The sequence below is a fragment of the Paraflavitalea devenefica genome, from assembly GCF_011759375.1.
Taxonomy (GTDB): Bacteria; Bacteroidota; Bacteroidia; order Chitinophagales; family Chitinophagaceae; genus Paraflavitalea; species Paraflavitalea devenefica.
The window spans coordinates 657894-670710 of the sequence record NZ_JAARML010000005.1; the positions used below are offsets into that span (position 1 = coordinate 657894).

Annotated in this window: 7 protein-coding genes; 1 reads left to right on the forward strand and 6 read right to left on the reverse strand. The window is 49.2% G+C overall.

What is annotated here, in order from left to right:
- Window positions 1–35 precede the first annotated feature (35 nt).
- The 5 genes from HB364_RS27350 to HB364_RS27370 all read right to left on the reverse strand — a co-directional run bounded on the left by HB364_RS27350 (window position 36) and on the right by HB364_RS27370 (window position 5998).
- A complete protein-coding gene (locus HB364_RS27350) occupies window positions 36–548 on the reverse strand; it encodes a DinB family protein (RefSeq protein WP_167291595.1) in 513 nt (170 codons plus the stop codon).
- Window positions 545–1789: an aminotransferase class V-fold PLP-dependent enzyme gene (locus HB364_RS27355; protein ID WP_246228627.1), complete on the reverse strand. Its 1245-nt coding sequence runs from the start codon at window positions 1787–1789 to the stop codon at window positions 545–547. The genes HB364_RS27350 and HB364_RS27355 overlap by 4 nt, the downstream gene beginning before the upstream one ends.
- Before the next feature lie 83 nt (window positions 1790–1872).
- Window positions 1873–4539 (reverse strand): carboxypeptidase-like regulatory domain-containing protein, encoded by a 2667-nt coding sequence (locus tag HB364_RS27360; protein WP_167291596.1) that lies wholly within the window; start codon window positions 4537–4539, stop codon window positions 1873–1875.
- 169 nt (window positions 4540–4708) lie between these two features.
- Window positions 4709–5077 (reverse strand): PRC-barrel domain-containing protein, encoded by a 369-nt coding sequence (locus HB364_RS27365; protein ID WP_167291597.1) that lies wholly within the window; start codon window positions 5075–5077, stop codon window positions 4709–4711.
- A gap of 84 nt (window positions 5078–5161) precedes the next feature.
- Complete coding sequence (locus tag HB364_RS27370) at window positions 5162–5998, reverse strand: GLPGLI family protein (RefSeq protein WP_167291598.1); 837 nt, start codon at window positions 5996–5998, stop codon at window positions 5162–5164.
- 243 nt (window positions 5999–6241) lie between these two features.
- On the opposite strand from HB364_RS27370, the gene HB364_RS27375 reads away from it, so the two are divergent.
- A complete protein-coding gene (locus HB364_RS27375; protein WP_167291599.1) occupies window positions 6242–8443 on the forward strand; it encodes a B12-binding domain-containing radical SAM protein in 2202 nt (733 codons plus the stop codon).
- A 38-nt stretch (window positions 8444–8481) separates the two neighbouring features.
- Here HB364_RS27375 and HB364_RS27380 read toward each other — a convergent pair whose 3' ends face one another.
- Window positions 8482–12747, reverse strand: a complete 4266-nt coding sequence (locus HB364_RS27380; RefSeq protein ID WP_167291600.1) for a DUF6055 domain-containing protein — start codon at window positions 12745–12747, stop codon at window positions 8482–8484.
- Window positions 12748–12817 lie beyond the last annotated feature (70 nt).

Consider the following 12817-nt stretch of genomic DNA (forward strand, 5'->3'; position numbering starts at 1 on the left):
CTTATAAAAGGATCAGCATGTACATTGGCTAACTATTATCTTCCTTTAACAAGTTCCTGTATAACTGCAATATGATGGTCATCATGCTCTGCGGTGAAATACGCTATATCAATGATGCGCATGGGCTGCTGTAAGCGGGGATGCATGCTTGTTTGGCCGTTGCCCGGCACATTGATGCTATCCAGGAGTTCTATAGTGGCCCTTCTTTCTGCAAGGAATTTTTCGAGCAGCGCTGTAATAGCGTCTTTATTAAAACCGGCTTCAGACGTTGCTTTGTTTTCAAGGTCTGTAGCAGTCAACACCGGTTTTTGTTCCAGTATATCGTGCATGCGGGTACGCCATAGAGGCTCCAGCACGGAAAGGTGCCCTGTATGCTCTTTCACAGACCATTTACCATCCGGCTGATGCGTCAGAATGTGTTCTGGTATACTGGTTAACAGTTGTGCCAGGATATCCGGCGCCTGTTGGAGGCGTTGATAAATGGAGGTATATTCATCCGGGCCAAAGCTGAAATCAAACTTCCGCCCGAACCATTTTGAGGTACTCATAATAGTGTTTTATAAGCGTTCTGTTGACTTATTGCACGCAATTCGAGGCAAACCTTTTCTATTTCTTCTTCCGTATTGTAATAATGAACGGATGCCCGTACGATACCATCCAACCCTTTCCGATTCATGTAATAGAGCGTGGATTTGGCAAAGCCGATATTGACGTTCATATTCCTGGCCGCCAGTTTTGCCCTGACTTCCGCTGCCGGTACACCGGCTATTGAAAAGGTGACGATGCCACAAAGTTCATCGCCCTGGTCATGCACTGTAATACCCTCCAATTCCCGGAGGTGTTGCCGGAACAAAAATGCTAATTGCTGTATCCGTTGCCATATCCGTTCTACGTCTATGTTCAACGCATACTCCACGGCTTTCTGAAGGCCCATCATCACTGCAAAGTTCTTTTCATACCATTCAAAACGCCGTGCATCCTCCCGCACCACGAATCCCTGCTGATCCATACTGGTAACGGTGCGGCCATCAAAGAACAACAGTTTTAGCTTATCCAGCATTTGCCGGCGTACATACAAAAAGCCGGAACCACGCGGCCCGCGCAGGTACTTGCGTCCTGTTACAGCCAGCATATCGCAGCCTATGGCCTGTACATCTACCGGCATTTGGCCCACCGACTGGCAGGCGTCTAATAAATATACAATATTGTGTTTCCGGGCCACCTCACCTATCTCGGCGGCTGGCAGTACATTCCCGGCTGTGGAAGGAATGTGCGTAACGGCGATTAACTTTGTCCGGGCAGTAATGGCTGCCTCCAATGCGCTTACCGGGAAATTACCTTCGGCATCATTGGGGATCATTTTAATGACAATGCCGTAAAGCTTTTGTGCATTCAGTAAGCCCAGCACATTGGAAGCATATTCCATTTCAGAAGTGATCACTTCGTCGCCCTGTTTAAAGTCCAACCCATTAAAAGCAATGTCCCACGCAGCACTGGCATTCTCCACCAGGGCTATCTCATCGGGATGTGCCTGAATAAGTTGCGCAATCAGGGTATGCGTATGATCCAGTTGCGTGCGGTATTTGGCTTCTGTTTCATAACCGCCGTACAAGGCTTCTTCCCGGAGGAAATCAACCATGGCATTCACAACGATATCCGGCGGCAAAGCGGCGCCCGCGTTGTTCAGGTGAATGCGTTCTGCCGTGCCTTTGGTATCCGCCCTGAATGCTTGTATCTCTGCTTCAGTAAAGGGCTTTACTTCCATAATGAGCATGTTGGTGAAATACAAAGTAACAGGTTTTACCAGTTTCGGAACAGATGCAGATTTGACAATTTTGGCTATATCAGATCCAGTGTATCGGTTGATAAGGACTAAAAAGCGTAATGGACCTTTATCATGAAGTAGCGTTCCAGCAGGTTATACCTTTGGGTAGAAACCTGCGTAGGTGTAATGGTGTTGAAGGTAAGGGCATGGACGTTGGAAAGATTGCTTCCGATGCCATTCAATACGAGCTTGTCTTTGATGAGGGCGTATTGCACGTTGAAATCGAGGAAAAGGTATGATTGATGTGTGTTTCCGTTGGGCATGACGTAATATTCTGCTTTGCATTCGACATTTAACCGTTGCCCTGGCATGTAATACAGGCTGACCCTGTTTTCCTGGTACAGGTTGTTGTTGGTCTTTTTAAACTGGTTGCTGTTCATTGTCTGACGGCGGAGTTTTAGATTCGACTGTACCAGTATGTTGACGCCTGTCCATACGGATTTAAAACCCAGTTTTATATCGCTGGTATTAAAACGGATATAGTTGTCGATTGCATTACTCCTGTTCAGGTAATTGCCCCATGTACTGTTTACATCCAGTATCAGGTTGCCGCTGAAGGGCCGGATGTATTTTTCCAGCCTGGCATAGGCAATAAAATACCTATTGGTAAATGCATAAGGTATTGTTTCTGTTTTTTGATACCTGGCCGTAGAGAGAATGTCTTCTATATATCTTTCCCCCTTTATCGTGTATACTACACCACAATAGGCGAGTAATTGTCTTTTGAAGAAATCCGAAAGCGCATAGTTGAGGCTAAAGATATGCCCGGTAGCAGGTGAAAACTGGCTGGCGCCTTTGCGGAGGTTGCGGTAGCCGGCCATCCACCAGGCAGGCACAAGATCGAAAGCGGCCGGCAGTTCTCTTTGCCAGGTATAGATGGCATTGAGGGCGCCTCCCTTTTTAAATTGATACGAGGTGGTAAAACGGTGTTTGAATAAGGTATAGTTGCTGGCTGTAACGGCCCATTCGTATTTCCCTTTTGTAAGGGTACTGCTGCCATCAAATTTAATGTTGCCGGTTTTATATCGCAGAGAGAGTGTTGTGAAGATAGACTGGTCACGCATAAGATAGTCTGTCATATAAGGCTTGCCGGCGGGGAGCGCGTTGCCCGTACTATCGATGCCATAGATACCGGTATTAAAATCCCTGTTGAAGTGGTTATAGCCGAGGTTGAGGGTATAGTTCCAGTTGTTAGCCGCGCCTGCAAGATGCGTGTTCACGGAAAGCTGTTGCAAAGGAAAATTGCTTTCCTGGCGCAGGGAATGAATGGTATCGGGGTGAAACCCTATTTCAGCCGCATAGGTCAATGGTGTGATGTAGAGATGCTGCGGTACCTTGTTCCGGTTGTACAGGATCTCCGCGTCCAGCGCCGTATTGGAAGAGAACCGGTTGGTATAGTGAAAGCGGTTTTCTACATGTATTTTGTCGGTAGCCAGCGTGGTGAAAAGATTACCGCTGCTTAGCAACATGTCTGCACGGTGGTCAATGGAACCGCGCTCGTATTTGAAATCATACTCAAACAACTGCTTGTTGCGCCGCATATAAGACATTTCCAGCCTGGCGGCACTGAATGATTGTTGCTTGTTCAGGGCGGTGGATTCTGTGAAATGTACTGCCGGCGTATTGGTCAGATAAGTAATGTCGCGCCACTGTTGCTGTATGGTCTTTTCTCCTATCAGGTACATCCCCCCTTTGATGGAGAGGTCTTTGACCGGGCGGACCAGGAAGCCGGCGTTGATGATCTTTGCGTTGTTGATATTGCTGCGTTTGGCATCTATCCCCTGGTAGTTCAGTTCGGCGCTGGCTGCAATGGGGGTTATTTTTTCTGCCGTTGTTTCAAAACTGCGGCTCATGCTTACGGGGTCGGGTTTGTCGCTGGCTGTAAAGGAGAAAGGGCTTACGCCAATATTGTTCATGTTGCCCAGTACGGTGATTTTCGCCGCCGGCGTAATCGATAAGAGGTTGATCCGGTTGTCGTATTTCCCTCCCGGCACGCCCCCTCCGAGATCCGTATTCCCGCTCAGCAATACCTTTTTTTTGAGCTTCAGGTTCAGCACCTGTTTGTTGGTATTCACGAGTCCTTTCAGCAAAGGATTGTCATTGTAATTGTCAATAGCCTGTACCTGTTCTACAGCATCCGGCGAAAGATTGCGTGTCAGCATTTTGAAGTCGCTCCCATACAGGTCGTCTCCTTCAATCAGTACTTTTTCAATCAGGCGGCCATTGAATTTAATATTGCCATCATTGTCTACATCAAACCCCGGTATTTTTTTCAGCAGGTCTTCCACACTCTGTTCATTTTTATTGCTGAACCGGCTGATAGAAAAGGTGGTGGTGTCTCCATTTACCCGTATGCCGAAATTATTGGTGACCACTACGCTGGGCAGTAGGCTGCCGGCTGCAGAGAGCCTGATCTCCACTTCGTCTTTGTACAGGTTGATAGGAGCTACATGCTTTTTAAAACCAAGCATGGTAATTTCCAGCACCGGGTGGGTAAAAGCGGCCGTGAATGTAAAGGAAAAGCGGCCGGCGCTGTCTGATAAAGCGTAGAGCACCTTGTCTTCATTGTTCAGGGTATATTTCAGCAACACGCTGGCGTTGGACAGGGCTATGCCGGCAGTGTCCCTGACTGTCCCGGAAAAGCGTTGAGGCTGTGCCAGTGCTTCACAGGACAGGTAGCAAAAGAGGGCGATGATGAACAGGCGCTTCAGCATATTGCCGGTTAGTTAAGGTTAACGGGATCGGATACCGGAATGCTTTCTAAAATACAAACAAATCGTGTATTTGTGGGAGGCAGATAGGTTAATTAAGGTTAATGTGGCTTGTTGCAGGTGTGGTTTAAACAAAAGGAAAGCCGTCCTTGTTTGTTGTTGTTGCTAACTATTAGGGTTGCGGCTCTTGAGGGCAGTCGTATTCGATGATCCAGATTTCTACTACGGTACCAACGTACTCGCCGTTTTCATCATAGATATCCCATTCAAATATCCAGATGTCTATACAAGTATCCGGCTTTACCTTGCGCAACACCTTCACTGATGTTGCCTGGTTATTGGCCAATGATGCGGGTTTGCCTTCATGGAAGTTGATAACAACATTAGGCGCCTTGGCATCGAGGGAGAGTTCAGCAAGGATACGGTCTTTGAGGGTTTCTTTTGATTCCTGTGTTAAAATGACCGGTTGAACACTTGTTTTGGCCAATGTGGACACCCCGATGGCCAATACGGCTACCAGGAGCATAATAGATTTTCTCATAAAACGAAGGTTTTAGATTGTTAGGAAAAATGCAGGACGACTTTCCTATTTGTTGAATCAGGGGGTAGTAAGAAGGTATGCTGATCAGAGAGCCAGGTCTAGTTCAAGGGCTACAATCTTCCGGGTGGATACATTAAGCCTGACCCCGGGCATGGTGTTGGCAGCCGCCATTTTTTGCCGGTCTTCCTGCTTTTGTGCAGTGAATTTCCTGAATTGTTCCCTCGACACTTTTTTGCCGGTGAAGTGGTTGGCCAGCAACAGTTTTTCAGGAGAAGGCAGGCTGATTTTGACGGCCGTAAAAGCTACCTGGTGCTTGTCGTCTTCTGCCTGCAATATAAGGCCCGGCAGCCCGCCCAGTTTCCAGGGTCCTGCACTAACAGGTATGTCTGTGGTAAACCAGGCTGTATAATTCCTTCCCCTGAAAATGCCGGTAGCTTTACGGCATTCAAAGGAGGCAATGTTTTTGGTTTCGGCCGTAATGTTCCATTTGATGGGCGCCAGGGTATCTGAGATCAGGAATTCCTCTCCGAAAGCCGTTTGATGAATGGTAAGCAGGTCGCTGTTGTAGTTTTTTAAGAACTGCGTGCCTGTTGCCGGAAGGGCCACACCGGCCAGCCGTTCTTCTACCTGTTTGGCCACTGCATTCTTGTCTACCTGGTTGGAGTCAATTCCCTGGTAAAATACCTTTTCGGATGCTTTGTAATCGCTTATCCCGGATTGATAGATGGCGGTTGACCGGCCAATGTACAGGAACATGGTTTTGGTAAAATACGTAAGGCCGGTTGTATTGGAATCACCACTGTAGGCAAGTTGTTCCTGGTAAACGATTTTGCCCATGGCGGTATCGGCAGGCTGTGATAAAGCAGGAAAGGAGAATAACATAGCCATTAAGGCATAAGTAACACCTGAGCTTACTTTCATGTGACTAAGGTTTAATCGGAATGAAAACTGTGTAATGGTTATCCCGTACAATGAATTTAAACCAGAAAATGACACTAACGCTAACGAATGCTGTATTTTGTTTTATTTTATATGTAAGTCTTTTTGTCAATAAAGCAGGGGCTGGGGTAATTGTTGAACTGGTATCCAAGGGAAACATATTAAAAACCAACAGCTTACGTCTTGCCATCTTTTTCAACTAATTTTGCCCCAAAATTACCTGATTTGAGTGCTACTGTGTTTTTGCTGACACCGCCTTTTACGCAACTGAATACGCCCTACCCGGCTACCGCTTACCTGAAGGGGTTCCTGAATACCCGGCAGATCAGCGCTTTCCAGGCCGACTTGGGTATTGAGGTGACCCTGGCGCTGTTCAGCCGTACCGGATTGCAGGAACTATTTACCCGCATCAACAGCAACACCCCTACTGCACTATCTGAGAATACTGCCCGCATCATCGCCCTGCAAAACGATTATATTGATACCATTGATGATGTAATCCACTTTTTACAGGGCAGCAACCCTACCCTCGCCCACCGCATCTGCAAACGTGATTTCCTGCCCGAAGCCAGCCGTTTTGCCCAATTGGAAGACCTGGACTGGGCTTTCGGCTCTATGGGCAACCAGGACAAGGCCAAGCACCTCGCCACGATGTATCTGGAAGACCTCTCCGACCTGATCCGCGAATGTGTGGATGAGCATTTCGGCTTCAGTCGCTATGCAGAACGATTGGGCCGCTCCGCCAACAGTTTTGATGAACTGTATGCCGCCCTGCAAAAAGAGTACACGTATATTGACCAGTTACTGATCAGTATCCTGCAGGAGCACCTGCAATCGGTGCAGCCAAAGCTGGTAGCTATCTCTGTGCCTTTCCCCGGCAATCTGTATACTTCCCTGCGCTGCGGCCAATGGGTGAAACGAAATTATCCGCAAGTGAAGGTGGTCATGGGCGGCGGCTTTGCCAATACAGAGCTGCGATCACTCTCTGATCCCCGCGTATTTGAGTGCTATGATTTTATCACGCTCGATGATGGTGAAGCGCCATTGGAAAACCTGGTACACCATATTGAAGGAAAGAAAACAATAGAAGAACTCAAACGTACTTTCGCCCTGGTTGATGGCCAGGTGACTTATTTCAACAATAAAGCCTGTACTGATTATAAACAAGGCCAGGTAGGTACGCCTGACTACAGTGACTTCCCGCTGAATAAATACATCTCTGCCATTGAAGTGGTGAACCCCATGCACCGCATGTGGAGCGATGGCCGCTGGAATAAGCTCACGATGGCACATGGTTGTTACTGGGGCAAATGCACCTTCTGCGATATTTCGCTCGATTATATCCGGCTGTATGAACCCATCGCTGCTTCCCTGCTCTGCGACCGCATGGAGGAGATCATTGCGCAAACGGGCCAAAACGGTTTTCACTTTGTAGATGAGGCCGCGCCACCGGCGCTGATGCGTGCGCTGGCATTGGAGATCATCCGCCGCAGGCTTACCGTAAGCTGGTGGACGAATATCCGGTTTGAAAAGAGCTTTACCCGCGACCTGTGCCTGCTGCTGAAACGAAGTGGCTGCATTGCTGTATCGGGCGGACTGGAAGTGGCCAGCGACCGTCTGCTGGAGCTGATACAAAAAGGGATTACCGTAGCGCAGGTAGCGCAGGTGAACCGCAACTTTACAGAGGCAGGTATTATGGTACACGCCTACCTCATGTACGGCTTTCCCACGCAAACGGCCCAGGAAACGGTTGACTCCCTCGAAATGATCCGGCAAATGTTTGCCGCCGGCATCCTGCAATCAGCCTTCTGGCACCTGTTTACCATGACGGCACATAGTCCTGTTGGCTTAGCGCCGGAGCAATTCAATGTTCGCCGGGAAAGTATGCTGGTGGGCAGCTTTGCCAATAATGACCTGGTGCATGTTGATGAAACCGGGGCCGACCATGAGACCTTCAGTTATGGACTGAAGAAATCATTGCTGAATTATATGCACGGCATCGGGCTGAATGAACCCCTGCAAAAGTGGTTTGATTTTAAGGTACCCAAAACAAAAGTAGCGCCTGACTACATTGCCCAGGTGCTCACACAGGATCAATACACAGCGGCCAAGCCCACTACCAAGATCGTATGGCTGGGCCGTCAACCCGCTGTAGAGCATTTCACCAAAACGAAGAAAGGCAATAGCTGGGAAATGACGGCCCTCACCTTCCAGGACAAGAAAGAAAAGTACAGCATCAGTGTAGGCCGTGAACAGGGCGACTGGCTGGCCGGCATGCTGGAAAAGTTATCTGTGTCCAATCCCAAAACATCCACGCTACAGGATGTGATGGACAGCTACCGCGCCGCCGGCTTCGAAGACTTCGAACTGTTCTGGGACAATAAGCCAGTGAATACGTTGCATAAGGTGGGGTTGTTGAAGTTGTAGCCTTCAGCTTACAACCTCAACAACCTCCCTGCTGATCATTACAAACGGATGACCTTAACAGTCTTCGTCTGCTGATCCATATTCACTGTAAGAAAGAATATTCCTGCATGAGCGCCTTGCAGTAAGAACCGTTGCTTTTCTACCATAGACGCCGATTGTATACTTCTTGTAACAAGCACCCTGCCGGCAGCATCTGTCAACACCATTTCCAACCGGCGGCCTGCCGCACCACTCACCTGCACATTTACTTCATTGCCAGGTACAGGGTTTTGCAACAGGCTTACTGTAAAATCTGCATCTGCTGAAGCAGAAGTCGAAGCCGTCTTACCTGTTGCCAATAGTGTAACACTTGCCGGCGCTGGTTCTGTCCCGTACACCAGTTCGCCTTTCACATATACGGTGATGTGTGCATTCTCTCCGAAGGCAGCTTCCGGGCGGAAAGAATGATCATCTGCCTGGTTGAAAACACTCCAGTCGCTCTTTGCCATCCGCTGCTGGATATTACCCGTAGTACTGGCAGGATACAGGTTGTCTGGCGCTATAAAAGACAGCTCCAGGTAGGTGTCTGCACCATTGAGCGCGGAGGCAGGTTTTACAATCCTGCCATGTACGAATGCATTGCCCATAGCCGCATAGTCCAGGTAATAATTCACGGCACTGCTACCTTCTGCGGTAAACCAGTAACGCATGGTGATATCCGCATAATTGACCGGCACATTGCCTTCATTGTTCAATTTTAACCAGGGAGCAACCGTATTGGCATTGTTACCAGCATTTTTGCTGTACACTTTCAGGCTTTTCACTACCGGTATTTCCAACGGCTCCGTACCACCCACCAATACATTGTTTTGGTACACCGTAATACGCGCGTTTTTCGTATAGGCGCTGGCTGGTGTATAGGAATAGTCGTTCGTTTTCTGAAAATTGGTCCAGGTACTCTTTGCTGCCCTTGTTTGTATAGGCCCTGAATTTCCATAGGCAGCCAGGCTTCCGGCGGTGCTGTCGAAACGGTATTCGAGGTAACCGTAAGCGCCTTCGTATGGTGCAGCCAGCTTTACGTAACGCATTTTTACTTTGCCTGTTCCTAACTGCGCATAGTCGGTATACAGGTTCGTCATCGCGGCATATTCTTCCGCTGTCAGCCAGTAACGAACGCTGATGTCCTTATAAGGCACTGCTTCACCGGTTTCATTCTGTACCTGTAGATGATTGTAGAGTGTGTTGTCTACAGGCTTGCCCGATGCCGGGTCCTTATGCAGTACGATCAATCTTTCTGCCGCCGGCAATGAATAATAGCCCCATACCCTGAACTCCAGGATGCCGGTAGATTCCACATTGTTTTTCATGACTACGCGCAAACGGCTGGCATTCAGGTTATGCAGGGATACCTGGTTGAAGCTGTCTTTACCCAGGGGCACGTCTGCTACCCGTACCCAGGCATTGCCATCCCAATATTCGAGGTAAGCCGTGGTGGGTGTGCGCACGCCGCCACCATCATCAAACCAGTAGATCTCTGCTTTATCAAGCACAGCATTAGACGGCCATTCGTAGGCTACCCATTGCAGCGAATCGGGATTGTACCAGTTGCCATAAGCGCCATGACTTTTATCACCGGAATGCAAAGGGGTAAACCCATCGTTTACCGCGCCGAGCGTTTCCCAGGGTGATACATAAGAAGTGGATGCGGTGGCTTGCATAGCCAGGTTTTCCACTACTGTACTGATCTTCACAACAGCGCTGTAGCGGCTGCTTCCCGACAGGAACACCTGCCGCAACCGGTAGTAGCTGTTGCTGCTATTGCTGGCATGTGTTACCCGGTAGCTTTGTGCGGGGTTCTTTTCAATGGTTGCTACTTTAATAAAATGTATGCTGTCGGTACCATACTCCAATTCGTACTGTGCTATAGAATCTGCTGCTAATGTTTCCCATTGCAACTGGTTCGCCCCATCTGTGCGGGCGCCTGCAAATGACAGCAGGTGGTAACCGGGCGCCGGCAAGGCGGAATCTGAACCCCATACCCGCCATTCGATGATGCCGGTAGATTGTACATTGTTCCGCATAGAAAGCCGTATTTTATTGGTGCGTATGCTGCCCGGCAACAGGATATTGAATACATCACGCTGCACGGGTATGCTGCCCAGGGAAGTCCAGGCATTGTCTTTCCAGAATTCAACATAAGCCGTATCCGGTATACGCACACCTGTGTTATCATCAAACCAGTATACCTCCGTTTTATGGATCAGGTACGATTGTGGCCATTCGTACTGCACCCATTGAAAGGAATTGGGATTATTCCAGTTGCCATATACGCCATGCCCGCGATCGCCGGAGCCTGCAGGCGTAAAACCATCTTTGATGGCCGCCAGCGACTCCCAGGGCGACACATACGATGTAGTGGCCGTGGCGCTTAAAGCAAGGTTTTGTACAAATGTTGCCGGAATACAGTCGGGCGATTCACGGATAGCCATTACCTCATCAGAGAATAAAGTATAGGCAGGATTGATATCTATGTTGGAAACATCGGCAGCTCCCTTGCCATCACATTCCGCGCGGCCATTGTTAAAGTTGGGTGTTTGCAAGTATACACCGGTACTGCTGCAACTGCCAATCTCCGCATCGCCACCTACAACCACCCCGTTGCCCAGGGTTACACCCCACTCCAGTGCATTGTCTTTTGCGATCACATTGCCCGATACCGTGCAGTAGCTGAGGATGGCATTATCCGTCACCTGTACGCTGCCACTGAGGGTGCCACCAAACACCTGGGCGTTACCACTCACCACTACGTTATCGCTTAATACGGCATTTTCTACCCATGCGGTACCTTCTATCCTTACATTGCCTGTAAGCCGTGAGGAGCCCCGTACAATAGCTTTGGGCCCTACATACACGGAAGCATCCACGGTAGCACTGTTGCTTACCCAGCCGCCACCATTGGCATGGATATGGCCTGCCGACCTGAATTCATCCCGGTAACCGGTCTGGTACCCTTCGGGTACTGCATTGGCGATGCTGATCTCGTAAGGGAACCTTTTTATTTTGGGGAAACCTGCCTCCCACACATAGGTAGTATGTGAAGACGGTGCCCCTGACACCACCAGGTAAAGGGCTGTTTCATCTTCCTGCATGGCGAAAGTCACTTCCCCTTCCGGGGCAGTATATGACGCGCTGTACCGCGCTGTTTTACCATCTGCCTTTACTGCCACAAAACCATACCGCCAGCCTGCACCGGCCGCTTCTGCATGTCCCTTGAACTTCACTTTTACCATCCTGTTGGCACAGGTAGGATGCAGTGGAATGATATTATAACCATAGTCCTGCGGCGCGTGATAATCTGGCACCACATAGCGTGGCAGGGAGTCGTTCACGCGTTTTAATAGAGTGTATTGCCGCCAGAGATAATGCGGTTCTGCATTTTGCAGGCGGCGCAGTTCGGCGCGTATGTAAGCGCCTGTTCCCAGCACATTGTAATCTGCAATGACATCCCGTTTCGCATATTCCCATATAAAATCATTCAACTGACTTTGTGTCCAGCCTTTCAGGCGGCGATAAGTCATCAGGGGATGTTCATTCGCAGCCGACTCCTGCCAGAGCCGGTTCACCATACCAAGGCTGTCCAGTTCCTGTATCGTGAGCAGGAGGTTGAACGCGCAATAGTGATGGCGGGTAGAAGAATACTGGAAGCTGCGGGTGGCCATCCACCGGGGCACATCTTCTTTCGCAAACTGTGGATATAGCTGCAATCGCATGAAGTTGGCATGCGTTTCCCAGAATGAACCGGTTGACTGGTTCCTGAATCCCCCGGCCAGGTTGCGGTCAATGTTGTTCTGTCCCTGCAGCGAGTGCGTAAGCTCGTGGCTGAGCACAGCGCCATCACGCACCGCCCCCGGGTGTACCCACATGGCCCCGATCACTTCATCATAACTGCTGCCGAAAGCCCATCCCGTAGGGCCTCCCGGCGGCCATGTATCATTGATGACCACGATGATCTTGTACTTGCCCAGGTTGGTCGTAGAGTCGTCTTTACAGAACCGGATCCCGTGTACAAATTTGTCATAGATCTTCTCCAATGTGTCCAGTACCTGCGCAGGTGTAAACCGGAGATTGGGGTCCGTATAAGTTTCAGGATGCTCACCTACTACGGGGCCCCAGAAACATACAAAGTTCTCCGACTGTACCGAACGGTTGTACGACCAGGTACTGAGCGCTGGGTCTGTAGAAAAGATCCGTGGAATATATACCTGCTTTTGGGCGCTTGCCTGTAGGGCAAGGCATAGACATACAATTGCGTAAAAATAGCGCATCAAATAAATGTTGTGGGTAATAAAACTGTAATTACATCCTGTATGTGATGAAGATAGCGAAGGAAGAGAG

What these genes read in the sequence shown, in the direction of transcription:
- HB364_RS27350 (WP_167291595.1), bottom strand. Translation starts at nt 548, where the DNA reads ATGAGTACCTCAAAATGGTTCGGGCGGAAGTTTGATTTCAGCTTTGGC.
- HB364_RS27360 (WP_167291596.1), bottom strand. Translation starts at nt 4,539, where the DNA reads ATGCTGAAGCGCCTGTTCATCATCGCCCTCTTTTGCTACCTGTCCTGT.
- HB364_RS27365 (WP_167291597.1), bottom strand. Translation starts at nt 5,077, where the DNA reads ATGAGAAAATCTATTATGCTCCTGGTAGCCGTATTGGCCATCGGGGTG.
- HB364_RS27370 (WP_167291598.1), bottom strand. Translation starts at nt 5,998, where the DNA reads ATGAAAGTAAGCTCAGGTGTTACTTATGCCTTAATGGCTATGTTATTC.
- HB364_RS27380 (WP_167291600.1), bottom strand. Translation starts at nt 12,747, where the DNA reads ATGCGCTATTTTTACGCAATTGTATGTCTATGCCTTGCCCTACAGGCA.